This is a genomic window from Micromonospora costi, from assembly GCF_003626655.1.
Classification (GTDB): domain Bacteria; phylum Actinomycetota; class Actinomycetes; order Mycobacteriales; family Micromonosporaceae; genus Micromonospora; species Micromonospora costi.
Genome location: NZ_RBAN01000004.1, coordinates 361,618 through 385,834, shown reverse-complemented (window position 1 = coordinate 385,834; position 24,217 = coordinate 361,618). Strand labels below are relative to the sequence as shown.

At 72.6% G+C, this 24,217-nt stretch carries 25 protein-coding genes; 21 read left to right on the top strand and 4 right to left on the bottom strand.

What is annotated here, in order from left to right; all coding sequences use genetic code 11:
• The first annotated feature begins 10 nt into the window (after positions 1-10).
• The 6 genes from pcaH to D7193_RS23540 are packed head-to-tail and all read left to right on the top strand — an operon-like array spanning position 11 to position 4,578.
• Positions 11-763, top strand: coding sequence for a protocatechuate 3,4-dioxygenase subunit beta (gene pcaH, locus D7193_RS23565; protein WP_120781716.1), 753 nt, complete (start codon positions 11-13; stop codon positions 761-763).
• Positions 756-1,328, top strand: a complete 573-nt coding sequence (pcaG, locus tag D7193_RS23560; RefSeq protein WP_120781715.1) for a protocatechuate 3,4-dioxygenase subunit alpha — start codon at positions 756-758, stop codon at positions 1,326-1,328. Before pcaH ends, pcaG begins: the two co-directional genes overlap by 8 nt.
• Positions 1,303-2,643 (top strand): 3-carboxy-cis,cis-muconate cycloisomerase, encoded by a 1,341-nt coding sequence (pcaB, locus tag D7193_RS23555; RefSeq protein WP_120781714.1) that lies wholly within the window; start codon positions 1,303-1,305, stop codon positions 2,641-2,643. Before pcaG ends, pcaB begins: the two co-directional genes overlap by 26 nt.
• A complete protein-coding gene (gene pcaD / locus D7193_RS23550; protein ID WP_174242711.1) occupies positions 2,640-3,419 on the top strand; it encodes a 3-oxoadipate enol-lactonase in 780 nt (259 codons plus the stop codon). Before pcaB ends, pcaD begins: the two co-directional genes overlap by 4 nt.
• On the top strand, positions 3,416-3,796 hold the full coding sequence (gene pcaC / locus D7193_RS23545; protein ID WP_120781713.1) for a 4-carboxymuconolactone decarboxylase: 381 nt from the start codon (positions 3,416-3,418) through the stop codon (positions 3,794-3,796). Before pcaD ends, pcaC begins: the two co-directional genes overlap by 4 nt.
• The gene (locus tag D7193_RS23540) at positions 3,793-4,578 is read left to right on the top strand and encodes an IclR family transcriptional regulator (protein WP_120781712.1); all 786 of its coding nucleotides are present in this window, start codon (positions 3,793-3,795) and stop codon (positions 4,576-4,578) included. The genes pcaC and D7193_RS23540 overlap by 4 nt, the downstream gene beginning before the upstream one ends.
• 22 nt (positions 4,579-4,600) lie before the next feature.
• Here D7193_RS23540 and D7193_RS23535 read toward each other — a convergent pair whose 3' ends face one another.
• Positions 4,601-5,173 (bottom strand): TetR/AcrR family transcriptional regulator, encoded by a 573-nt coding sequence (locus D7193_RS23535; protein ID WP_120781711.1) that lies wholly within the window; start codon positions 5,171-5,173, stop codon positions 4,601-4,603.
• Between the two features lie 73 nt (positions 5,174-5,246).
• Here D7193_RS23535 and D7193_RS23530 point away from each other — a divergent pair, with 73 nt between their 5' ends.
• The 4 genes from D7193_RS23530 (at position 5,247) to D7193_RS23510 (ending at position 10,794) form a co-directional block, all read left to right on the top strand.
• A complete protein-coding gene (locus tag D7193_RS23530; RefSeq protein ID WP_120781710.1) occupies positions 5,247-7,025 on the top strand; it encodes an ABC transporter ATP-binding protein in 1,779 nt (592 codons plus the stop codon).
• A 108-nt stretch (positions 7,026-7,133) separates the two neighbouring features.
• Positions 7,134-8,681: a tannase/feruloyl esterase family alpha/beta hydrolase gene (locus D7193_RS23525; protein ID WP_120781709.1), complete on the top strand. Its 1,548-nt coding sequence runs from the start codon at positions 7,134-7,136 to the stop codon at positions 8,679-8,681.
• Positions 8,682-8,785: 104 nt separating this feature from the next.
• Positions 8,786-9,697 carry a TIGR03619 family F420-dependent LLM class oxidoreductase gene (locus tag D7193_RS23520; protein WP_120782171.1) on the top strand — a complete coding sequence of 304 codons (912 nt, stop codon included), beginning with the start codon at positions 8,786-8,788 and terminating at the stop codon, positions 9,695-9,697.
• A gap of 329 nt (positions 9,698-10,026) precedes the next feature.
• Entirely contained in the window at positions 10,027-10,794 is a 768-nt protein-coding gene (locus D7193_RS23510) for a VOC family protein (RefSeq protein WP_120781708.1), read from the top strand.
• Between the two features lie 236 nt (positions 10,795-11,030).
• On the opposite strand, the gene D7193_RS23505 is transcribed toward D7193_RS23510, so the two are convergent.
• The 3 genes from D7193_RS23505 to D7193_RS23495 form a co-directional block, all read right to left on the bottom strand.
• Positions 11,031-11,573 (bottom strand): hypothetical protein, encoded by a 543-nt coding sequence (locus D7193_RS23505; protein ID WP_241563334.1) that lies wholly within the window; start codon positions 11,571-11,573, stop codon positions 11,031-11,033.
• A 162-nt stretch (positions 11,574-11,735) separates the two neighbouring features.
• A complete protein-coding gene (locus tag D7193_RS23500; RefSeq protein ID WP_120781707.1) occupies positions 11,736-13,172 on the bottom strand; it encodes an MFS transporter in 1,437 nt (478 codons plus the stop codon).
• A 136-nt stretch (positions 13,173-13,308) separates the two neighbouring features.
• On the bottom strand, positions 13,309-13,518 hold the full coding sequence (locus D7193_RS23495) for a hypothetical protein (protein ID WP_120781706.1): 210 nt from the start codon (positions 13,516-13,518) through the stop codon (positions 13,309-13,311).
• A gap of 655 nt (positions 13,519-14,173) precedes the next feature.
• Here D7193_RS23495 and D7193_RS23490 point away from each other — a divergent pair.
• The 11 genes from D7193_RS23490 to D7193_RS23440 all read left to right on the top strand — a co-directional run bounded on the left by D7193_RS23490 (position 14,174) and on the right by D7193_RS23440 (position 24,121).
• Complete coding sequence (locus D7193_RS23490) at positions 14,174-15,397, top strand: multidrug effflux MFS transporter (protein ID WP_120782169.1); 1,224 nt, start codon at positions 14,174-14,176, stop codon at positions 15,395-15,397.
• Between the two features lie 378 nt (positions 15,398-15,775).
• Positions 15,776-16,537, top strand: coding sequence for a DeoR/GlpR family DNA-binding transcription regulator (locus tag D7193_RS23485; protein WP_120781705.1), 762 nt, complete (start codon positions 15,776-15,778; stop codon positions 16,535-16,537).
• 97 nt (positions 16,538-16,634) lie between these two features.
• Positions 16,635-17,975 (top strand): ABC transporter substrate-binding protein, encoded by a 1,341-nt coding sequence (locus tag D7193_RS23480; protein WP_120781704.1) that lies wholly within the window; start codon positions 16,635-16,637, stop codon positions 17,973-17,975.
• Positions 17,976-18,037: 62 nt separating this feature from the next.
• Positions 18,038-18,973 (top strand): carbohydrate ABC transporter permease, encoded by a 936-nt coding sequence (locus D7193_RS23475; protein ID WP_120781703.1) that lies wholly within the window; start codon positions 18,038-18,040, stop codon positions 18,971-18,973.
• Positions 18,970-19,842: a carbohydrate ABC transporter permease gene (locus tag D7193_RS23470; RefSeq protein ID WP_120781702.1), complete on the top strand. Its 873-nt coding sequence runs from the start codon at positions 18,970-18,972 to the stop codon at positions 19,840-19,842. Before D7193_RS23475 ends, D7193_RS23470 begins: the two co-directional genes overlap by 4 nt.
• Positions 19,839-20,852 carry a zinc-dependent alcohol dehydrogenase family protein gene (locus D7193_RS23465; protein WP_120781701.1) on the top strand — a complete coding sequence of 338 codons (1,014 nt, stop codon included), beginning with the start codon at positions 19,839-19,841 and terminating at the stop codon, positions 20,850-20,852. The genes D7193_RS23470 and D7193_RS23465 overlap by 4 nt, the downstream gene beginning before the upstream one ends.
• Before the next feature lie 91 nt (positions 20,853-20,943).
• On the top strand, positions 20,944-21,723 hold the full coding sequence (locus D7193_RS23460) for an SAM-dependent methyltransferase (RefSeq protein WP_241563429.1): 780 nt from the start codon (positions 20,944-20,946) through the stop codon (positions 21,721-21,723).
• Positions 21,724-21,781: 58 nt separating this feature from the next.
• Entirely contained in the window at positions 21,782-22,231 is a 450-nt protein-coding gene (locus D7193_RS23455) for a VOC family protein (protein ID WP_120781699.1), read from the top strand.
• A 45-nt stretch (positions 22,232-22,276) separates the two neighbouring features.
• On the top strand, positions 22,277-22,744 hold the full coding sequence (locus D7193_RS23450) for a nuclear transport factor 2 family protein (protein WP_120781698.1): 468 nt from the start codon (positions 22,277-22,279) through the stop codon (positions 22,742-22,744).
• A gap of 136 nt (positions 22,745-22,880) precedes the next feature.
• Positions 22,881-23,636 (top strand): phosphatase PAP2 family protein, encoded by a 756-nt coding sequence (locus tag D7193_RS23445; RefSeq protein WP_120781697.1) that lies wholly within the window; start codon positions 22,881-22,883, stop codon positions 23,634-23,636.
• Positions 23,637-23,872: 236 nt separating this feature from the next.
• A complete protein-coding gene (locus D7193_RS23440; protein WP_120781696.1) occupies positions 23,873-24,121 on the top strand; it encodes a hypothetical protein in 249 nt (82 codons plus the stop codon).
• Positions 24,122-24,217: the final 96 nt, after the last annotated feature.

Sequence of the window (24,217 nt, the reverse complement as noted above, 5' to 3'; positions counted from 1 at the left end):
GGGAGAGGACATGACCCAGGAGACCGCCCATCCGACCGGCAGCCGGCTGGTGCTGCCGCGGTACCGCCGTGACGACGTCGACGCCCACCCGCCGCTGCTCAGCCCGGGATACGGGTCCACCGTGCTGCGCGCGCCCCGCCAACCGCTGACCTACCTGCCGCAGCGGCTGACCGAGGTCACCGGCCCGTTGCTGGGGGAGGGGCGGCTCGGCGAGTTCGACCACGACCTCACCCGCCAGCACGGCGGCGAGCCGCAGGGCCAACGGATCATCGTGCACGGCCGGGTCCTCGACGGCGACGGCCGGCCGGTGCCGCACACCCTGGTGGAGATCTGGCAGGCCAACGCGGCCGGGCGCTACCGCCACGCGACCGACACGTGGCCGGCCCCGCTCGACCCCTACTTCGAGGGTGTGGGGCGCGTGCTCACCGACGACCGGGGCCACTACCGCTTCGTCACCATCCAGCCGGGCGCCTACCCGTGGCGCAACCACGACAACGCGTGGCGGCCGGCGCACATCCACTTCTCCCTCTTCGGCCGCGCCTTCACCCAGCGGCTGGTCACCCAGATGTACTTTCCTGGCGACCCGCTCTTCTTCCAGGACCCGATCTTCAACTCGGTCCGCGACCCCGAGGCCCGGGAGCGCATGATCGCCCGGTACGACCACGCCACCACCGTCCCGGAGTGGGCGCTGGCGTACGAGTTCGACATCGTGCTGCGGGGGCGGGAGAGCACCCCCTTCGAGGACGGGGACGACGATGAGTGAGCGGCTGGGGCTGACACCCGCCCAGACCGTCGGGCCGTACCTGCACATCGGGCTGCGCTGGCCCGACGGCCCGTACGTGGTGCCGCAGGGCACGCCGGGGGCGTTCTGGATCCGCGGCCGGATCGTCGACGGCGCCGGCCAACCCGTGGTCGACGCGCTGGTGGAGAGCTGGCAGGCCGACCCGGACGGCCGGTTCGACCACCCGGACGACCCGCGGGGCGCCCGGCCCGCCTCCGTTCCCGGTTTCCGTGGCTTCGGACGCAGCGAGACCGACGCGGCGGGGGAGTACGCCCTTCTCACCGTCAAACCCGGCCCACTGCCCACTCCGGACGGTGGCACCGAGGCGCCGCACCTCACTCTCTCCGTCTTCGCGCGGGGCCTGCTGCACCGACTCGTGACCCGGATCTACTTCCCCGACGAGCCCGCCGCGAACGCCGCCGACACGGTGCTGGCCGGCGTCGACGCGGACCGCCGCGACACGCTGCTGGCGACCCCCGCGCCGGACGGCCTCCGCTTCGACATCCGCCTGCAGGGAGACCATGAGACCGTCTTCTTCGCCGTCTGACCGCCTGCTCGGCGGGCTCTCCGGCGCCGTGGACGTCGACGCCGAACTCGACGACGGGGCGCTGCTGCAGGCCATGCTCGACGTCGAGGCCGCGCTCGCCCGCGCCGGCGCGGACCACGGCCTCCTACCCGCCACCGCGGCCGAGGAGATCGTCGGGCAGTGCCGTGCCGAGCGGTACGACCCGGTCGCGCTGGGCCGCGCCGCCGACGCCGCCGGTAACCCGGTGGTGCCGCTGGTACGCGAGCTGACCGCCCGGGTCGCCGAACCCGCCCGGCCGTGGGTGCACCACGGCGCGACCAGCCAGGACGTCCTCGACACCGCACTGGTCCTGGTCGCGGTGCGGGCCGGGGCGCCGCTGCTGCGCCACGTCGCGGCCGCCGGCGACGCGGCGGCCGCTCTCGCCGAGGCCCACCGCGGCACACCGCAGCTCGCCCGCACCCTCGGGCAGCAGGCCGCGCCCACCACGTTCGGGCTCACCGCCGCGCAGTGGCTGCTGGGTCTGGCGCAGGCACGGGCCCGCCTGGAACAGGCGTGCGCCGCCCTGCCCGCACAACTCGGCGGCGCGGTCGGCACCCTCGCCGCGCTCGGGCCGGCCGGGCCGGCGGTGGCCGAGCGCCTCGCCGCGCACCTCGGCCTGGCCGCACCACCACTGCCCTGGCACACCCGCCGCCAGCCGCTGCTCGACCTGGCCGCCGCCCTCGGCGCGCTCGTGGCGGCCACCGGCACGGTCGCCGTCGACGTCGGGCTGCTCGCCCAGACCGAGGTCGGCGAGGTGGCCGAGGGCGGCGCCGGGCGGGGTGGCTCGTCGGCCATGCCGCACAAGCGCAACCCGGTCGACGCGGTCCTGGTCACCGCCGCCGCGCGACGCGGCCCGGGTCTGGTGGCCACCCTGTTCACCGCCGCCGTGCAGGAGCACCAGCGCGCCACCGGCGGCTGGCACGCCGAGTGGGAGCCCCTGCTCGACCTGCTGCACCTCGCCGGTGGGGCGTCGGCCCGCTGCGCCCGGATGCTCGCCGGGCTGCGGGTGTTCCCCGACCGGATGCGGGCCAACCTCGACGCCGCCGGCGGGATGGTCCTCGCCGAGGCGGTGGCCGCGCGACTGGCGCCGGCCCTCGGCCGCGGGGCCGCGCACGACCTGGTCACCCGTGCCGCGGCCGAGCCCGACTTCCGCGCGGCGCTGCTCGCCGACTCCGCCGTGCGGGCGCACCTGGGCGAGGCGGACGTCGACGAGGCACTCGACCCGCGCGGCTGGCTCGGCTCCGCCGGGCCGTTCGTCGACCGGGCACTCGCCGTCCACCGTGCGGCGACGCCGTGACGTCGCGGCTGCACGCCACCGTGGACGGTCCGGCGCACGCCCCGGTGCTCGTGCTCGGCAGCTCGCTCGGCACCACCGGCGCGATGTGGCAGCCGCAGGTAGCGGCGCTCGCCCAACGGTTCCGCGTCGTGCGCTACGACCACCTCGGCCACGGTCGCTCGGCCGTCCCGTCCGGCACGTACACCATCGAGCAGCTGGGCCGGGAGGTGCTGGCGCTCCTCGACGACCTCGACGTCCGGCGCGCCTCCTACGCGGGGCTCTCCCTCGGCGGAATGGTGGGCATGTGGCTCGCCACGCACGCGCCCGAGAGGGTGCACCGCCTCGCGCTCCTCTGCACCTCCGCGGCGCTCGGCCCGGCCGAGCAGTGGCGGCAGCGGGCCGCGACGGTGCGGGCCGCCGGCCTGGCGCCCGTCGCCGACGCCGTGGTGGCCCGGTGGTTCACCCCCGGATTCGTCGCCGCCCATCCGGAGGTCGTGGCCGCGCACCGCGCCGCCCTGACCGCCACGCCCGCCGACGGCTACGCCGGCTGCTGCGAGGCGATCGCCGCCATGGACCTGCGCGCCGACCTCGCCCGCGTCACCGCGCCGACGCTGGTGGTCGCCGGCCTGGACGACCCCGCCACCCCGCCCGCGCACGCCCGGGAGATCGTCTCGCGGATCCCCCGGGCGCGGCTGGCCGTGCTCACACCGGCCGCGCACCTGGCGAACGTCGAGCAGCCCGAGCCGGTGGGCCGGATGCTCCTGGAACACCTCTGGGAAGGGACGGTGGACCGATGAACGACGAGGAGCGCCACGACGCCGGCATGGCGGTGCGCCGGCAGGTCCTCGGCGACGCGCACGTCGACCGGGCGGTCGCCGACACCGACGGGTTCACCGCCGACTTCCAGGACCTCATCACGCGGTACGCCTGGGGCGAGATCTGGACCCGGCCCGGCCTGGACCGGCGGACCCGCAGCTGCATCACCCTCGCCGTCCTCGCCACCCTCCGCCACGACGAGGAACTCGCGATGCACGTGCGCGCCGCCCTGCGCAACGGGCTGACCCCGGAGGAGGTCGCCGAGGTGCTGCTGCAGGTCGGCATCTACGCTGGCGTACCGGCGGCGAACCGGGCGTTCACGGTGGCCCGACAGACCCTGCGGCAGGAGGCCCAGTGACCGAGGAGGCCACGCGGAGTCCCGAGTTCGTCCAGTCGCTGGAACGCGGGCTCGCCGTCATCCGCGCCTTCGACGCCGAGCACCCGCAGCTCACGCTCAGCGAGGTGGCCCGGCTGACGGGACTGACCCGGGCCGCCGCGCGCCGGTTCCTGCTCACCCTGGTCGAGCTGGGGTACGTGCACACCGACGGCCGGCTCTTCTCCTTGCGCCCGCGGATCCTCGACCTCGGCTACGCCTACCTGTCGAGCCTCAGCCTGCCGGAGGTCGCGCAGCCGCACATGGAGGCGCTGGTCGCCCAGGTGCACGAGTCGTGCTCGGTGTCCGTGCTCGACGGCGACGAGGTGGTCTACGTCGCCCGCGTACCGACCAAGCGGATCATGACGGTGGGGATCAGCGTCGGAACGCGCTTCCCGGCGTACGCCACCTCGATGGGACGGGTGCTGCTCGCCGCGCAGCCCGCCGACTGGCTCGACGACTACCTGGCCAAGGCGGTGCTGCGCCCGTTGACCCGGCGCACCGTGACCGACCCCGCGAAGCTGCGCGCCCTGCTCACGAAGATCGCGAGCCAGGGGTACGCCATCGTCGACCAGGAGCTGGAGGAGGGGCTGCGGTCCCTGGCCGCCCCCATCCACGGCGAGAACGGGTCGGTGATCGCCGCGGTGAACGTCTCGGCGCACGCCAGTCGAGGCTCGTTCGAGGTGATCCGTCGGGAACTGCTGCCGCCGCTGCTCGCGACGGCGAAGCGCATCGAGGAGGATCTGGGGGCCGGCCCGGGCCGGTGAGCCCCGAGGCCGCCGGCGGCCGTCAGGCCGGCCGCGGGGCGATCGCGCCGTCGACCGTACGCAGGACGAGCCGCAGCACGTCGTGCCGGGACGCTCCCGTCTCCGCCCGGTACGCCCAGCCCGCGTAGAGCTGGGACCAGATGAGGCTCTGCACCCAGTCGACGGGCAGTTCCGGGTCGATCGTGCCGTCCCGGTGGCCGCGTTCGACCATGGCGACGAACGCCGGGTCGCAGCCGCCCGCCCCGCTCCAACCCTGGTCGGCCGACAATAACGACTCGTTGAAGATGATCGAGAGGACGGTGCCCAGGTCGAAGTACTCCTGGCAGAGCCGGCGTACGGCGGAGGCGCCGGTGCCGTCGGCCATCCGCGCCTGGGCGGTCGCCCGTTCCAGCCGGGCTGAGGCCTCGGCGCTCACGGCGCGCAGCAGGTCGGCCCGGTCGGTGAAGTAGCGGTGCAGGGTGGTGCGGCCCACCTCGGCGGCGGCCGCGATGTCGCCGAGTGACGCGGCGGGATTGCGCCCGAGCAGGTCGATCGCCGCCTCCACGATGGCCTGCCGGGTGCGGGCCCGGCTGCCGGACACCTGTGCCTCCGTCACCGGACGAGGATAGCAACGGGCTACTTCGGTAAAGCCGTTGCCCGGAATGGAACATCGATGTTCCAATCAAGGTATGCCGTCCTCCACCACGTTCGCCCTTCCCCGGCTACGGCTGCTCCTGTCGTTCCTCACCCCGCACCGGTCGACGCTGCTTCTCGGCCTCCTGCTCGGCCTCGCCGCCAACGCGGCCGGGCTCGCCACGCCGATGGTGACCAAATGGGTGCTCGACACCCTCGGCGCCGGGGAGTCGATGACCCGCCCCATCGGCGCGCTGCTCGTCCTCGTCCTCGTCGGCGCCGCCATCACCCTGTGGCAGTGGCGGCTCCTCGGCGCGCTGGCCGAGCACATCGTCCTCGACGCCCGCACCGCGATCATCGGCCGCTACTTCCGGGCCCGCATCGGTGAGCTGCAACGCCGGCCGAGCGGCGAGCTGGTCACCCGGGTCACCTCCGACACCGCCCTGCTGCACCAGGCGTCCAGCAGCATCGTCGGCCTGGTCAACAGCACGATCGCCCTGCTCGGCACGCTCGTGCTCATGGGCGTGCTCGACCTGTTCCTGCTCGGCTGCACGATCGCCGCGGTGGCCGTCGTCGCCGCCGTCATGGGTGCGCTGCTGCCCGCGATCGGCAGGGCGACCACCTCGGCGCAGGAGTCGGTGGGACGCCTCGGCGGGACCCTCGAAGGGGCGCTCCGGGCCATCCGCACGGTCAAGGCCAGCCGTGCCGAGGCGCGCCTCGGGGAGCGGGTCGTCGCCGACGCGCGGGACGCCGGCGCGCACAGCGTCCGGGCCGCGCGGATCAGCGCGTCCGTCTGGACGATCGCGTGGACCGGTATCCAGCTGGCCGTCATCGCGATCCTCGGCATCGGCGCCTGGCGCGCCCAGCGCGACCTGCTGGAGATCTCCAGCCTCATCGCCTTCCTGCTCTACACCTTCCAACTCATGGGGCCGATCAGCGAGCTGACCCAGAACGTGACGGCCCTGCAGGCCGGCGTCGCGGCGGCCGGGCGGATCCGGGAGATCGAGGAGATCGGCGTCGAGCCGTCCACCCCCGCGCTCGCGCCGAGCCCGACCCACCCCCGATCCGACACCGACCAGCCCGTCCTCGCCTTCCGGGACGTCACCGCCCGGTACGGCCCGGACGTCCCGCCCGCCGTCCGGGGCATCGACCTGGAGATTCCCCGGCGGGGGCACACCGCCATCGTGGGCCCATCGGGCGCCGGCAAGACCACTCTCTTCTCGCTCGTCCTGCGGTTCCTCGAACCCGAGCACGGCGCGCTGCTGCTCGACGGCCGCCCCTACGCCACCTGGACCCACGACCAGGTACGCGCCCGGTTGGCGTACGTCGAGCAGGAGACCCCGGTCGTGCCCGGCACGATCCGCGACAACCTGCGGTTCGCCCACCCGGACGCCACCGAAGCGGAGATCCGCGAGGTGCTGCGGGCCGTCCAGCTGGACGAGAAGGTCGACTCACTGCCGGACGGGCTGGACACCTCGCTGTCGTCGACCGAGCTGTCCGGCGGCCAGCGGCAACGGATCGCGCTCGCCCGGGCGATGCTGCGGACCCCGGAGGTCCTGCTGCTGGACGAGGCGACGGCCCAGCTCGACGGCCTCACCGAGGCGGCCCTGCACGAGTGCGTCCGGCAACGCGCCGCGGTGGGCGCGGTGGTCACCATCGCGCACCGGCTCTCCACGGTGCTCGACGCCGACCGGATCGTCGTCCTCGACGACGGCCGGATCCGGGCGCAGGGCACGCACGATGAACTACTCGCCGGCGACGACCTCTACCGCCGGCTGGTCGAGGCGCTGCGCGTCGCCGCCGACCGGGACGTCGCGGCCGTCGCCGTGCCGTGACCGCCGCGCCGCGGCGCCGATTTTGTCCTTTCCACCTGCCGGAAGCACTTCATTGCCCTCCTCCCAGCCCGGGGTGACGGTGATCCCACCCACCGGAAGGGACGGACAATGAGACCCAGACGCACTGTTCTCACCGGACTGGCGATGCTGGCCAGCGTCGCGTTGATCCTGTCGGCCGGGCCCGGCGCCAGTGCCGCCGGCGCGAAGCGACCGAAGACCACCTGCGCGAGCCTGACCGCCGTGGACCTCCCGCACACGACGGTCCTCAGCGCGACAACGGTCGCGGCCACCGCCTCGGTGCCGGCGCACTGCGCGGTACAGCTGGTGGTCACCAACCCGCCCGCCAACGACCAGGTCAGGGTCGGGGTGTGGCTACCGACCGAGAACTGGAACGGCCGGTTCCAGGGCGCGGGCGGCGGTGGCTTCTCCGGCGGCTCGCCGACCACGGTCCCGGCGGCCGCCCTGCGAGACGGATACGCCGCCGCGGCGACGGACACCGGACACACCGGCGGCAGCGGCAGCTTCGCGCTCAATCCCGACGGAACGCTCAACTGGCAGCTCATCGCCGACTTCGGCTACCTCGGTGTCCACGAGATGACCGTGACGGCGAAGGCCCTGGTCAAGACGTTCTACGGCAACACCTCCTTCTACAGCTACTTCAACGGCTGCTCCACCGGCGGTCGCCAGGCGCTCATGGAGGCGCAGCGCTACCCGAGCGACTACGACGGGATCGCCGCTGGCTCCCCGGCAGTCAACTGGACCAAGTTCCACCCCGCGCAGTTCTGGGGGCAGCTGCAAATGGCGCTCTCCGGCAACGTCGTCCCGCCGTGCAAGCTCGCCTTGGCCACCCAGGCCGCGATCACCGCATGCGACCCGCGCGACGGAGCCGCCGACGGGATCATCGGGGACTGGCAGGGCTGCCGGTTCGACGCCCGTACGCTGATCGGCACCGCGACCGGGTGCGGCACGTTCACCGCCGCGGACGCCGACGTGGTCAACAAGATCTGGGAGGGTCCGCGCGACGCGGGCGGCCAGTTCCTGTGGTACGGGCTGGATCGCGGTGCCAACCTGCAGAGCCTCAACAACAGCGTCGACGGCAACCAGCTGCCGTTCGGCGTCGGGCTGGAGTGGTTCCGCTACTTCCTCCTGCAGAACCCCGGCTGGGACTGGCGGACGATGACCTACGACCAGTATCTGCTGCTCTTCCAGCAGTCCGTGCTCCAGTACCAGGCGGTGATCGCGACCGACGACCCGGACCTGTCCGCGTTCCGCGACGCCGGCGGCAAGGTCGTCTTCTGGCACGGCACCGCCGACCCGCTGATCTTCTTCCGTGGGACGGTGGACTACTACCAGCGACTGGAGGCGGCGATGGGCGGTGCCAGGCAGACGCAGAAGTTCGCCCGGTTCTTCGTGGCGCCCGGCGTCGGCCACTGTGGCGGTGGTCAGGGTGCCGCGCCGACCAACCTGATGGACGCCGTGGTGACCTGGGTCGAACGCGGCAAGGCCCCGAGCCAGCTGATCGGCCAGCGGACCGACGCGTCGGGCAACCCCACGCTCACCCGTCCGGTCTGCCAGTACCCCCAGGTGGCTCGGTACAAGGGCCACGGCGCCACCACCGAGGCGAAGAACTTCACCTGCGTCGACAACCACCGCTGACGACGGTGCGGTGGCTCGGGCAAGCGCCGGAGCCACCGCACCCCCGCCATCGGGCTGCGGCGTCGTACCGGGCGGACGGCACCGGAACCCGGTACGGTGCCGGCGTGGAGATTGGATTCGCCCTGCCCGTCTCCGGCTCCTGGGCCACGCCGGAGCACATGGTCCACGTCGGCCGCCGCGCCGAGGAACTCGGCTACCACTCGCTGTGGACGTTCCAGCGCCTGCTCGTCCCCGCCGACCTCGCCTGGAGCGAGACGTACCACAGCGTCCATGACCCGCTGACCACGCTGGCGTTCCTCGCCGCCCACACCACACGGGTCCGCCTCGGCGTCGCGGTGCTCAACATGCCGTTCGTTCCACCCGTCCTGCTCGCGAAGCAGACGGCCACCCTCGACATCCTCTCCGGCGGGCGACTCGACGTCGGGCTGGGGCTGGGCTGGTCGGCCGAGGAGTACGAGGCGACGGGCGCCAGCCGGCAGGGCCGTGGCCGGCGGGCCACGGAGTTCATCGGGCTGCTGCGCAGCCTCTGGCAGGACGAGGTGACCACGCACCGCGGCGAGTTCTACCAGGTCCCGCCCACGCGGATGGAGCCGAAGCCGGCGCAGCGGCCGCATCCGCCGATCCTGCTCGGCGGCCAGGCGCCTGAGGCGCTGCGCCGCGCCGGCCGGCTCGCCGACGGCTGGGTCAGTGGCAGCCAGGCCGACCTGAACGGCATCGGCACGGCCGTCGCGACCGTCAAGGCCGCCGCCGCGGAGGCGGGCCGGGACCCGGCCGCCCTGCGGTTCGTCTGCCGGGGGGCCGTCCGGGTACGGCCCGAGGGCGGCACCGACCGGGAACCGCTCACCGGCACGCTCGACCAGATCCGCTCCGACCTCGGACGGCTCGCCGAGGCCGGCATCACCGAACTCTTCGTCGACCTCAACTTCGACCCCGAGATCGGCTCCCCGCGGGCGGACGCGCGGGAGTCGCGGCGGCGCGCCGACGAGGTGCTCGACGTGCTCGCGCCGACGCGCTGATGTTCCCGGCGGCGTCCTCCGACGTCCTGTTCGGCGCGCTGCGACGCAGGCGGTCCCGCGACCGCCTGCGCTGAGCGCACCCGGACGGCGGTTCAGCTGACGATTCGCCCGATCCGCCCCGTAGGACGCGCGAACGGTGCCACGATGCCGGCAGGGCGCGCCGGCGGTGGCCGCCCCCAGTCGAGAGGAGTAGACGTGAGCACCGTCCCGCCGGGCACGCCCTGCTGGGCCGACCTGGCCATCGCGGATCTCGCCGACGCGCGCTACCCGGGGCCGTTCGGCTGGAACCGAGCGGATCACACCCGAGCAGGGGAAGCGAAGCCGAAGCCATGACGGATATTCCACCGGGGGCACCCGCCTGGGTCGACCTGGTCACCAGCGACCTTCAAGGCGCGGTGCGCTTCTACGCGCCCCTGTTCGGCTGGGCCGTCGCCGACGCGGACCGGCAAGCCGCGGTTGACGGTCACCTCGTCTTCCACCAGCAGGGCAAGCCGGTGGCCGGTGCCGGGCTGGGGGCCGGCCCGCAACGGCCGCCTGCCTGGTTGCCCTACCTGGCGACCGATGACGTCGAGGGGGTCTGTCGGCGGGTGACCGCTGCCGGCGGCTGGATCCTGACCGAGCCGGTCGACGCTCCCGGTTCCCGGCGGACGGCGCTGTTCGCCGATCCGGCCGGGGCGTCGTTCGGGGTGTGGCAGTCGCTCGGCATGCCGGGGGCTGAGGTGTTTGACGTGCCCGGCTCGCTGACCTGGTCTGAGCTGGCGACGCGGGAGTGGGACGGGGCGAAGGAGTTCTACGGGTCGGTGTTCGGGTGGGCGGCGGACGACCAACCGATGGGCCCGATCACCTATACCACGTGGCAGCTGGATGGCCGCCCGGTCGCCGGGATGATGCCCATGGTCGGCGGAGACTGGGGCGATCTTCCGTCGCACTGGATGGTCTACTTCGCGGTCACCGACACCGACAGGGTCGTCGCCGAGGCGCTGAGGACGGGCGCGACGCTCGCCGTCCAGCCGACGGATCTGACGCGGGGCCGGTTCGCGGTGCTCACCGACCCCCAGGGAGCGTTCTTCTCGATCCTCGGGACAACCCCGCCCTGACCGTACGCATCTTCGGCCGCACCGGCCGGTGGTCCCCGTCCATCACCCGCACGCCGGCCCGGCAGTGCTCGGCGAGCAAGATTTTCGGTGACCTTCCGGGCCCGGAAGGTCACCACCCGACGCGGACAAGGGAATACCCGATGCTCTGCTGATTCGGGGTAGCCCGGCTGACGTTCGCTCCCGCATGATCGTCACCGCTAAGGTCACGATCTAAGAAGCGTGTGCCCCGGCCGCGGTCAGAGCCGGCCGGCCACCGTGCGGGCCAGCTCCTCCAGCGGCTTGCGGTTCTCCGCCGGGTCGTTGAGCCGGACCAGCCGGATCGAGATCCACAGGCCGGCCTTGTTGATGAAGACCTGCCCGTCCTCGAGGTACGCCTCGTCGCCGACCCCGGACAGCGGCGTGAACTCGTGCCCCAGCTGCCGGTCGATGTCGAGGATCTTCTTCGCGCCGTCACCCACGAAGATCTCGACCTGCGCGGTGGGCCCCGTGACCGGGCCGGTGTACGAACACGTCTCGCGCACCGGGGCGGCGTCGTCCAACCGCGTGCCGGCCAGCTTCTCGGCCTCGGCCTTCGTCACCAGGGAACAGGCGTCCACAGTGGGCGCGGCGGCGGTCGGGCTCTCCGCGACCGCGGCCTCCGCCGTCGTCTCGACCGCCGGCGGCGCGGCCGCCGGCGGGGCCGGCTCCTCGTCCTTCCCGCCGCACCCGGCGACGGCGGCCACCGCCACGGCGGTCATCACCAGCAGCGGGAACCGGTGGCCCACGCGAATTGGCAGCATCGACGGTCTCCTTCCGGCCGTCGCGCCCGGACCCCGAGCGAGGGTGGTCAGCGGCGGCACATCGAACGCTATGCCGGATCCGCCGACGGGGAATCGGGGGATTCCCTACGAACTGACGCGCGTCGCGCGACCTCGGCGCGGCGGGCGTCCCCGCTCGGCTGGTCAGGGGCCTGGGGGACCCGACGGTTGGGCCAGGACGACGGGCTCCGGCTGCGGCTCTCCGGCCCGCCCCGGCTGCGGCTCCCCGGCCTGCTCCGGCCACCGGCGCCCGCCCTGCCAGTACGCGTGGATCGCGTCCAGGCTGCGGCCACGGGTCTCCGGGGCGGACCGCAGGACGAAGATCCAGGCGAGCACGGTGACGCCGGCCAGCAGCGTGAACGTGGCCGTGCCGCCCAGGGCGGTGAGCACGGTGAGGAAGAACTGGGCCAGGAGGAAGTTCGCCAGCAGGTTCGGCAGCAGCATCATCGTCGTGCCGGCCGTCCGCAGGCGGTCGTCGTAGCCCTCCGCCGCGTACACCCAGATGAGCGCGCCGAAGCCGCTGTTGAAACCCACGGAGAAGCACAGCAGCCCGACCAGACCCACGACCGGCGTCCCGCCTGCCGCGAACGTCACGACCAGCAGAGCATGCCCGACGGCCATGATGCCGGTGCCGACGAGCAGTGTCGCCCGCCGGCCCAACCGGTCGACGGTGAACGACGAGGCGAGCGCGGCGAGCAGGCCGGCCACCTGGATGAGCGCCGGCACGACCAGGATCGCGAAGTACCCCTCGTAGCCCATCCGCTGGACGATCCGGGGACTGAAGGACCCGACGGCGCTGACGCCGGTGATCTGCGCGAAGAAGCCGAGCGCGACGACGAAGAGCGTCACCGAGCGGTAGCGGGCGCCGAACAGCTCGCGGAGCACGCCGACCGGAGCGCCCGCGTCGATCGGAGCGCCCGCGCCGACGGGAGCGCCCGCGTCGATCGGAGCGCCCGCGCCGACCGGAGCGGGCGCGGGCGCGCGGCGGGTGGCACCCGCCGGCCGCCAGCGCGGCGTCTCCGGGACGGACGCCAGCACCGCCACCACCACGGCCGCGAGGACCGCCGAACCCCACAGCATCAACCGCCAGTTGCGGCTCTCCGCGAGGCCGTACGCCACGAGGAACGCGGACACCACCCCGGCCACGGTCGCCACCTGGTAGAGCACGCCGATCCGCCCCCGGGCCGCCGCCGAGGCGGACTCGGCGATGAAGATGGGCGTCACCACGAGGATGACGCCCATGCCGACGCCGAGCAGCAGGCGCGTCGAGTCCAGCCACACCAGGTGCGCCACCACCGGCGACAGCGTCGCCACGAGGGTGAACCCGGCAGCGGCGGCGACCAACGTGCGCCGGCGGCCGTACGCGTCGGCCAGACGGGCCGCCACGAGGGTGCCCAGGATCAGGCCGACGATCGTGCTCGCGTGCAGGGTGCCCTGTTCGGTGGTCGACAGGCCGAGACGATCGGTCACGAAGAGCTGCGCCCCGGCCATCACCGCGCCGTCGTAGCCGTACGTCGCGCCGAGCGCCACGACCACGAGCGCGAGGCGCCTGTCGCGGGCCCGCTCGTCCGTTGCCACCACGTGGTCACCTCACCGTCAGGCGTACCGGTCCGGGCGAGTACACCAGACGGGTCCGACACGGCGGCGCGCCGCATGCCGACACGGCGGCGCGCCGCACGCCGACCCGGGGGAACCCGACCCCCGGGCCGGCGCCCGGTCAGACGGCGGCGAGACTGAACCGCTGACGCTCCGGGTCGATGTCGAGGATCCGGGCCGTCACCCGCGTGCCCACGGGCCAGGACTGCTGGTACGCGAGGCCGGTGACACCGTCGGACTCGACGAACGACCCGAACGGCGCCTGCGCCGTGACGACACCGTCGATGACATCACCGACCCGGTGCCGGGCGAGGAAATCCTGCCAACTCATGCTTCACCTCCTTCCGTCACGAGCGGCGGAACGCACGTCTCGCGACGGGGCGGGCCTCTGGCCCGCGAGGTGCTCAACCGGCGGCCGGGCGTCCGTCCTGTGCACGGCCCACGGCCGACCCGGCAGTCATGGCCCGATCCTAGGCCACCGGGGAGCCGGGCCGGCGCGGGTGTGGATTGATCGACTCCGGTTCCAGGAAGTCGGGGTGTCCCGCGCGTCCCGACGGCGCGACTTCAGGAAAGTCGAGTCGATCACGCGGATGTGGCGGGGTCTCCGCCCGGCGGATACCGCCATGTCGGCGATCTGGTGTCGATCACGTCCATGGTCGGCCATCCGGCCCCGGCGCCCGCTCTGGGCAGCCTTGATCGACTCCGGTTCCAGGAAGTCGGGGTGTCCCGCGCGTGCCGACGGCGCGACTTCAGGGAAGTCGAGTCGATCACGCGAGATGGCGCACTGCGGCACGGAGTGTGGATCACCCACTCCGGCTGTGAGCTGGGTTACCTTCCGCCGCCCCGGGAATGACCGGCGTCGTCCGGGGTTTGGTGGCAGGTGTGATCACTGCATCGATGCTGAACCAGGGCCGCGGCCACCACCCGGAGGTGGGGGCATGACCGCCACCACCGTACGGACCGAGGAAACCCTGCCCGGCGACCTGATGAGCGCCGGACAACGGCTGCGTCTGGTCCTGGTGCTCGGCTCCCTGATCGCCATCGGGCCGCTCACCATCGACATGTACCTGCCCGCGCTCCCAGACATCGCCGTGGACCTGCACACGTCGTCCGCAGCCGTCCAGCTGACCCTCACCGGAACGCTCGCCGGGCTGGCGTTCGGCCAGCTGCTGATCGGCCCGCTGTCGGACGCGGTGGGGCGGCGCGCCCCGCTGCTCGCCGGCATCGCGCTGCACGTCGTGGCGTCGGTGCTGTGCGTTCTCGCCCCGTCCATCACCGTCGTCGGCGTGCTGCGGCTGTTGCAGGGGCTGGGCGTCGCGGCCGCCTCGGTGGTGGCGATGGCTGTCGTCCGCGACCTGTTCAGCGGCACCGCCTTCGCGCGGTTGTTCTCCCGCCTGATGCTCGTCATGGGTGTGGCGCCGATCCTGGCGCCGACCCTCGGCAGCGGGCTGCTGCGCTGGTCGGACTGGCGGGGCGTGTTCGTGGCCCTCGCCGTGTTCGGTGTGCTGCTGACGGCCGTCGCGTCGTTCGGGCTCCGCGAGACGCTGCCCGTCGCGGCCCGCCGTCGCGGCGGCGTCGCGGAGACCGCGCGGGTGTACGCGTCCCTGCTGCGCGACCGTACCTTCGTCGGCCTCGTCCTGGTGACCGGTCTGGCCATGGCCGCCCTGTTCGCCTACGTGGCCGGGTCGTCGTTCGTCTTCCAGGAGCAGTACGGCCTCGACGAGCAGGAGTTCGGGCTCGCGTTCGGCGCCGGCGCGGTCGGTCTCATCGCGGCGACCCAGCTGAACGTGCGACTGCTGCGCCGCCACCCGCCGCAGCGGATCCTGGTCACCGCCCTGGTCACGGGGACCGTGGCCGGCCTCACGCTGCTCACGATCGCGGCCACCGGCTTCGGCGGTCTGCCGGCCGTGCTGGCGACGCTGTGGGTGGTGCTCGCCGCGGCGGGGCTCGCCATGCCGAACGCGCCCGCCCTGGCGCTGTCCCGCCACGGTGAGGCGGCGGGCACCGCGGCGGCCCTGCTCGGAGCCGTGCAGTTCGGCGTGGGCGCGCTGGCAGCGCCCCTCGTCGGCATGCTGGGGACCGGGATCGTGGCCATGGCCGTGGTGGTGGCCGGCGGCATGGTGGCGGCCCTGGCCGTGCTGTTCCTGGTCGTCCGGCCGGCACGGCTGGGGGAGGTCACGCAGCCGGCGGTGGCCGTCGCGGTGCACTGACCGGCGCTCGCCGGCGCTCCGCCGGGCGCCGGTCCCCGCCGGGGTCCGGCGTCCGCCCGCCGCCGCACGTGGGCCCGGATCGGCGGCGCCGCCGCACGTGGGCCCGCATCGGCGGCACCACCGCGACCTCGGCGGTCCGTGCCGCGGTGGCCGGCGCGGTGCCCGGGCATGCCCTGGTCGCGAGGACGGGCGTGGAACGGGCATCCGGGAGGCCCAATCGGGCGCACCATTTGCCGGCCACACGATGATTTAACGCCATTGATGGCGCCGGTCACGCGCGCCGATCGGGCACTAACCCTCTCGATTGGCGCTGATGCGCTGGACGTCACCTCCCCGTAACGGTGTTAAAACATAGGCACCGATGGGCGGAGGTGAGCGATGAACTCCATGGAGCGCCGGCAGCGCATCCTCGCTCTCGCCCGCGAACACGGCGCGGTCGACGTGCAGAAACTGGCCGCCGACCTGGCCGTCTCGCCGGAGACCGTCCGGCGTGACCTGCACCGGCTCGAGCAACAGGGTCTGGTGCGGCGCACCCACGGCGGCGCCTACCCGGTGGAGACGGCCCGATTCGAGACCACCCTCGACACACGGACCACGCGACTGGTCACGGAGAAACGCCGCATCGCCACGGCCGCGGCGCAACTGCTGGGCGACGCCGAGTCGATCTTCGTGGACGAGGGGTACACCCCCCGGTTGATCGCGGAGGCGCTGCCGGCCGAGCGGGCGCTCACCGTGGTCACCGCGTCGCTGGACACCGCGGCGATCCTTGCCGCGTCACCCGCCACCACGGTCCTGCTGCTGGGAGGCCGGGTCCGGGGCCGGACCCGGGCAACCGTCGACCACTGGGCGGTCGACATGCTCGCCGGCTTCGTGATCGACCTGGCGTTCGTCGGCGCGAACGGCATCTCGCGGCAGCACGGCCTGACCACCCCCGACCCCGCCGTCGCCGCGGTGAAGGCGCAGGTGATCACCGTCTCCCGACGGGTCGTCTTCGCCGGCGTACACACCAAGTTCGGCTCCAGCAGCTTCTGCCGCTTCGCGGACGTCGCCGACGTCGACACCGTCGTCACCGACGTCGGACTGCCGGCGTCCGAAGCCCACCGGTACTCACTGCTCGGCCCGGTTGTCCAGCGAGTCTGACCGCTCCAGCGCGTCTGACCGCCGGACCGGCCGCATTCCCCACCACCGAATCGGATCCTGGAGGTTCGCCGTGTCCAGATCATGGTCCCCGCACCGCTTGCGACCCGCACTGGCTCTGTCGGTCGTGGCCGTCCTCGCCGCCCCCGCCTGCTCCGGGGCCGGCGGTGGATCGTCCGACGGCGGGGACGGCAAGACCATCACCGTGCTCATGGTGGGCAACCCGCAGATGGAGGACCTCGCCAAGGTCACTGCGGACAGCTTCACCAAGACGACCGGCATCACCGTCCGGTTCACGATCCTTCCGGAGAACGAACTGCGCGACAAGGTCACCCAGGACGTGGCCACCCAGGGCGGCCAGTACGACGTGGCCACGATCGGAGCGTACGAGGCGCCGATCTGGTCGAAGAACGGCTGGCTGCACGAGCTGAGTTCGTACGCCGACGCCGACGGCGGCTACGACCGGAACGACCTGCTCCAGCCGATGGTCACCTCGCTCTCCGGCGAGGACGGCAAGCTCTACGCGGCCCCGTTCTACGGGGAGTCGTCGTTCCTCATGTACAACAAGGAGCTCTTCGCGGCCAAGGGACTGACCATGCCGGAGCGCCCGACCTGGCAGCAGGTGGCGCAGTTCGCGGCGCAGCTCGACGACGACAAGGCCGGCGTCTCCGGCATCTGCCTGCGCGGGCTGTCCGGCTGGGGCGAGCTGTTCGCCCCGCTCACGACGGTGGTCAACACCTTCGGCGGCACGTGGTTCGAGAAGGACTGGACGCCCAGGGTGAACGCGCCCGAGTTCGTCGAGGCCACGAAGTTCTACGTCGACCTGGTCCGGGCGCACGGCCAGCCCGGCGCGCCGCAGGCCGGCTTCACCGAGTGCCTGAACACCTTCGGTCAGGGCAAGGCCGCGATGTGGTACGACGCCACCTCCGCCGCCGGGACGTTGGAGGACGCGTCGGCCAGCACCGTGGCCGGCAAGGTCGGCTACGCGTACGCGCCGGTCGCGAAGACGGCCTCGTCGGGCTGGCTCTGGGCCTGGGCGCTGGCCATGCCGAAGACCACCAAGCACCCCGACGCGGCCTGGCAGTTCATCTCCTGGGCCACCGGGAAGGAGTACGAACGCCTGGTGGGCTCGACGCTCGGCTGGTCGCGCGTGCCGGCGGGCAAGCGGCAGTCGACCTACACCATCCCGGAGTACCGGCAGTCGGCCGCGGCGTTCGCGGACCTGACGCTCGCGTCGATCCAGGAGGCCGACCCGAAGAACCCGGGCGTGCAGCCGCGACCGGCGCTCGGGGTGCAGTTCGTCGGCATCCCCGAGTTCGCCGACCTGGGCACCAAGGTGTCCCAGGAGGTCTCGGCGGCCATCGCCGGGAGCACCACCGTGGAGAAGGCGCTCGCCGACGGCCAGAAACTGGCCGAGGACGTCGCCCGGGAATACCGGTAGTCACCCGTCGGGAGCGGCCGCTCCGAGGTGCGGCCGCTCCCGGCCCGACGTGAGGTGAACCGATGTCACAGACACGTACCACCGGCGTCGTCGTGACGCCCCGCGCCCCGGTCGCGGCTCCGGCCCGCGGCCGCGCCGACGGCCGCTGGGCCCGCCGCGCGCCGCTGCTGCCCGCCCTGGTGTTCGCGATCGTCGTGACCCAGATCCCGTTCCTGGTCACGCTCTACCTGTCCACACTCGACTGGAACGCGCTGCGCCCCGGCGAGCGGAGCTTCGCCGGGCTCGCCAACTACGCCCAGGTGCTCACCGACGGCCGGCTGCGCGCCGCCCTGCTGAACACGGTGGTGCTCACCGCCTGCGCCGTCGTCGCGTCGGTGCTGCTCGGGCTCGGCGTCGCCATCCTGCTGGACCGGAGGTTCCCGGGGCGGGGGGTTGTCCGGACCCTGCTCATCACCCCGTTCCTGGTGATGCCCATGGCCGCCGCGCTGCTGTGGAAGCACGCCATCTACAACCCGGCGTACGGCCTGATCAACGGCATCGTGGGCGGCAGCACCGACTGGGTCTCGCAGTATCCGATGCTCTCGGTCGTCGCCACCCTGGTCTGGCAGTGGACGCCGTTCATGATGCTGATCATCCTGGCCGGCCTGCAGAGCCAGTCCACGGAGATCCTGGAGGCGGCCCGGGTCGACGGGGCGGGCGCCTGGCAGATCTTCTCCCGCGTCACGCTTCCGCACCTGCGGCCGTACCTGGAACTCGGCGCGCTGCTCGGCTCGATCTACCTGGTGCAGACGTTCGACGCGGTCTTCACCATCACCCAGGGCGGCCCGGGCACCGCCACCACCAACCTGCCGTACGAGATCTACCTGACCACCTTCCGGAAGTTCGAGTACGGCGAGGCGGCCGCCGCCGGCGTCGTGGTCGTGATCGCCACGATCGTGGTGGCCACCTTCGCGCTGCGGGTGATCTCGAGCCTGTTCCGGCTGGAGGATGCCCGATGACCGCCGTTCGCACCGATCCGAAGGCCCCCGCCGCCCGGCAGCGTCGCCGTGCCCGCCGGACCGACCGGGCCGGGGCCGGCTGGACCGCGCTCGCCTGGCTGGTCGGGCTTTTGTTCTTCCTCCCGGTGCTCTGGATGGTGCTCACCGGCTTCAAGCGGGAGGTCGACGCCGCCAGCAACCCGCCGACCTGGGTGTTCACGCCGGTGCTCGACGGCTACCGGCAGGTGTTCGACCGGGACATCACCCCGTACCTGCTCAACTCGCTGATGGCCAGTGTGGTCTCCACGCTGTTCGTCCTGCTGCTGGCCACCCCGGCCGCGTACGCGCTGTCGATCCGACCGGTGGCCAAGTGGCGCGACGTGCTCTTCTTCTTCATCAGCACCAAGATGCTCCCCGCGGTGGCCGCGCTGCTGCCCATCTACCTGCTGGTCAAGGAACTCGGCCTGCTCGACAACGTCTGGACGATGGTGGTCCTCTACACCGCCATGAACCTGCCGCTCGCCGTCTGGATGATGCGGTCGTTCCTGCTGGAGGTGCCGCCGGCCCTGATCGAGGCGGCCGCGGTGGACGGCGCGAGCGTCCTGGTGACGATCCGCCGGATCCTCCTGCCGATCGTCGCGCCCGGGCTGGCCGCCACCGCGCTGATCTGTTTCATCTTCAGCTGGAACGAGTTCTTCTTCGCGGTGAACCTGACCGCGACCCGGGCCGGCACGTCACCGATCTTCCTGGTCGGCTTCATCACCTCCGAAGGGCTGTTCCTGGCCCGGCTCTGCGCGGCGGCGACGCTGGTGTCGCTGCCGGTCGTACTCGCCGGCTGGATCGCCCAGAAGCAACTCGTCCGTGGACTCTCGATGGGGGCGGTCAAGTGAAGGCAGCGGTCATCGTCACGCCGGGGCAGATCTCGATCGAATCGGTGCCCGACCCGACACCCGGGCCCCGGGACGTGGTGGTGGAGGTCGCCGGCTGCGGCATCTGCGGTACCGACCTGCACATCCTCGACGGCGAGTTCGCCCCCGCGTACCCGATCGTGCCCGGGCACGAGTTCGCCGGCACGGTCGTGGCGACGGGCCGTGACGTCACCGAGGTCCGTGTCGGCGACGCCGTCGCGGTGGACCCGTCGCTGCACTGCGGGGAGTGCTACCAGTGCCGTCGCGGGCGCGGCAACCTCTGCGAGCGGTGGGCGGCCATCGGGGTGACCGTGTCCGGCGGGGCCGCCGAGTACGCGGTGGCCCCGGTCAAGAACTGCTTCCCGCTCCCCGACGCCGTGGCGCCCGTGGACGCCGCGCTCATCGAGCCGCTGTCGTGCGCGGTCCGGGGCTTCGACGTCCTGCCCCGGCGTCTCGGCGACCACTACCTGATCTACGGGGCCGGGACGATGGGGCTCATGATGCTGGAACTGGCCAAGCGCTGCGGCGCCGCGAGTGTCAGCGTTGCGGATCCGAACCCGGCCCGGCTGGCCACCGCCGTGAAGCTGGGCTGCTCCGCGTCGGCGCCGAGCGCCTCGGAGCTGACCCGGTCCCGCGGGTGGGACGTGGTGATCGACTGCACCGGCGTGCAGGCGGCGATCGACGACGGGCTCCGCCGCGTCGCGCCGGCCGGAACGTTCCTGCAGTTCGGCGTCTCCGAGTACCGGACGCGGGCGACCATCGAGCCGTACCGGGTCTACAACCAGGAACTCACGGTGACCGGGTCGATGGCCGTGCTGCACAGCTTCGAACGGGCCGGCGAGCTGTTCGCCGGGGGGCTCCTCGACCCCGACGTGTTCATCAGCCACCGGTTCCCGCTGGACGGCTACGCCGATGCCGTCGCCCAGTTCCGGGCCGGTGTGGGCCGGAAGATCGAGATCGTCGGGTCGGGCGCCGCGCCCCGGATCCTCTAGGCTTCGCTCGTCGATATCGGACGATCGAGGGGAGACGATCGTGTCGAACAGCAGCGCTGACGTCGCCGGCCGGGAGGTCCCACCGTCCGGCGTGGACGCGTCCGTTCCGCACTCCGCCCGGGTGTACGACTGGTGGCTCGGCGGGAAGGACAACTTCGCGGCGGACCGGGCGATGGGTGCCGCCCTCATCGAGGCGATCCCGACCCTGCGCACGATGGCCAAGGAGAACCGGGCGTTCGTCCACCGGGTCGCCCGCTATCTCGTGGGCGAGGCCGGCATCCGCCAGTTCATCGACATCGGCACGGGCATCCCGACCCGACCGAACCTGCACGAGGTGGCCCAGGCGATCGCGCCGGAGACGCGGGTGGTCTACGTCGACAACGACCCGATCGTGCTGGCGCACGCCCGCGCCCTCATGATCAGCACCGAGCAGGGACGCAGCGAGTACATCCACGCCGACCTGCGCGAGCCGGAGAAGATCCTCGCCGACGAACGCCTCACCGGCACGCTCGACCTCGACCGGCCCGTGGCGCTCACGCTCATCGCGGTGCTCATGCTGCTGCGCGACAGCGACGACCCGGCGGGCCTGCTGCGTACGCTCATGGAGGCCCTGCCGTCGGGCAGCTACCTGGCCATCACCCACCCCACGCAGGACTTCAACCCGGCGGAGATGAGCGCCGCGGTCGCCGCGGCCACCCAGGGGCACATGACCCTGGTGCCCCGCACCCGCGCCGAGGTGGAGCGCTTCTTCGACGGCTGGGAGCTGGTCGAACCGGGCATCGCCCCGGTCATGGCGTGGCGGCCGGAGGACGGCGAGCCGGACGACCCGCACGCCGCGTACTACTGGGCCGGTCTCGCCCGCAAACCCTGAGGTGTGCCGGCGCCGCCGACGGGTACCCGCCGCCGGACGAGAGCCCGGGGAGGCGCGGATGGCTATCGAGGCGCCGGACTACTTCCGGCCGGAGGACGGGATGGTGCTCACCCACCTGCTGATCGTCCGGGACGTCGACCGGTCCCGGGAGTTCTACCGGCGGGTGCTGGGCGCGACGGTGGTGCGGGAGCGGCAGCCGGCGATCCTGCGCTTCCACAACAGCTACATCGTGATCAACGACGAGGGCGGTCCGACCGACGACAAGCCGACCGTACGGGCGCAGGCCCCGCCGGACCCGGACGTGCTGAGCGGCGCGATGAACGTGCGGGTCACCGACGTCCGGGCGGTCTACGAGCAGTGGCGTTCCCGGGGCGGGGAGTTCCTCACCGAGCCGAAGGACCACGGCGTCGAGATCCGGTGCTACCTGCGGGACCCGGACGGTTACCTGATCGAACTCGGCCAGGGCACCGGGATCCTGGCCGAGGTCGCCGGCCCGACCTCCGGGTGAGTCGGGGCCGCCGTCGGGCTCGATCCCGAGGAAAGGGGTACGCGCATGACCGAGGCACGCCCACCGTTTCCGCCGTTCGACCTCGACTCCGCGATCGCCAAGGTGCAGGCCGCGGAGGACGCCTGGAACAGCCGCGATCCGCAGCGGGTCAGCTTGGCCTACACGGAGGACTCCGCCTGGCGCAACCGTGAGCAGTTCATCTACGGCCGCCAGGCGATCGTGGAGTTCCTCACCGCGAAGTGGGAGCGCGAACTGGACTACGTCCTGCGGAAGAGTCTGTGGGGCTTCCGGGAGAACCGCATCGCCGTGCGCTTCCAGTACGAGTGGCACGACCACGACGGCCGATGGTTCCGCAGCTACGGCAACGAACTGTGGGAGTTCGACGACCGCGGTCTCATGCGGCGACGGGAGGCCAGCATCAACGACGTGCCGATCTCGGAGTCCGATCGCCGGTACTTCGGGCCGCGACCCGACGAGGAACGCGGAGCGGGCCACGAGATTCCCCTCCAGTGACGGCCGCCCCCGACGCTCTCTCGCGCGCCACCCGTTCGCGGGCCTAATCGACGGCTCGCCGACCGTGCTGGTTCATTTTGGGATATTTTCGCCCTGTTGAGTCGGATGCTGCCCGGCGGCAGAGCGGAGAGGGACCATGCCAGCGGGGACACCGTCGCGACGCCGCCCACCGCGGCCGCTCGGCGTGCCCGTGCTGGTGCCGGTGCCGAAGAGCTGGTGGTTCGACGGACTGCTGCTCGCGGGGCTGGTGGCGCTCACCGCCGGGTTGATCTGGTGGCCACCGCTGCTCCGGCTGGACATCGTCGTACGCGACTGGTGCGACCAGCACCGCCCCGATCCGGTGTCGACGATGATGTGGTTCTTCGACCACCTCGGCCAGGGCGGCATCCTCACGGTCGTGACCGTGCTGGTCTCGTTCTGGCTGGCCTGGCGGCACCGCACGGTGCGCCCGATCATCCCCGCCGGGCTGGCGCCGATCGTCAGCACCCTGCTGATCGTGGGACTGAAGCGGTGGACCTCGCGGGGGGCGCCGCACCACGGTTCCGTGGAGATGTTCAGCGACGGCTGGGAGGAGTACTACCCGTCGGGCCACGTCAGCAACGGCATCGTCTACTACGGCGTGCTCGCCATGCTGCTCTCGCCCTACCTGTCCGTCCTGGCCCGACGGCTGCTCATGTGGGTGCCCGGAGTGCTGACCTTCATCGGCACGACCTATCTCGGCTACCACTGGCTCACCGACAGCATCGCGGGATATCTGCTCGGCCTGCTCATCGTGCGGCTGCTCCTGCGGGTCCCGTGGCGGACGCTGCCGCTGCCCCGGTGGCTCGACCGGCGCGGCCGGGTGCGCGACGGCGACCCGGCGGCGCCGACACGGCCGGGTGTGTCGCGGTGACCGCCGGAGAACGACCCGTCCTTGTCATCCTTTCTCCGGTGCCGTAACCCGGCACCACGGGCGTCGTTTTGCCGGGCGTGGAATTCGTCTTCCTCTCGCGCATTCCAGTCGCTCCTTCCGGCCGGACTCTTTCCGTCGCACCGTTCTCCGGTGGCCGATTCCGCGGCCACGGACGAAACCCGCTACGGTAGGTCGCCAGCGACGTCAGGCGGGCTCCCCGGCCTGCCTCCTGCGGGATGCGCGAGGCAAGCATCGGGTCGCAAGTTGCGTTCACCGACGCCGTCGCGACCTGCGTGGGGTGCAATTCCCGCCCCCATTTCCATGCGACGAACTCCCGCCAGCTCCAACCCGAGCTGATCGAGGCCGGGTTCACGGCGGGCCAGTTGGACGCCTTCCGCGCCCTCCTGCGCGACCCCGGGTTCGCCGTCATGTCCTACCAGTTCGTCTCCACACGGGGGCGCCGCCCGGGCGGCTGGGCGGCCTGACGGCTGGCGGTGTGCGCGCGCGTACCGCCGGTGATTGAGGCTCCCGCCCGCGCCCGGTGTGCCAGACTCGGGGGAGCGGGGGCCGTCCGGGACCGG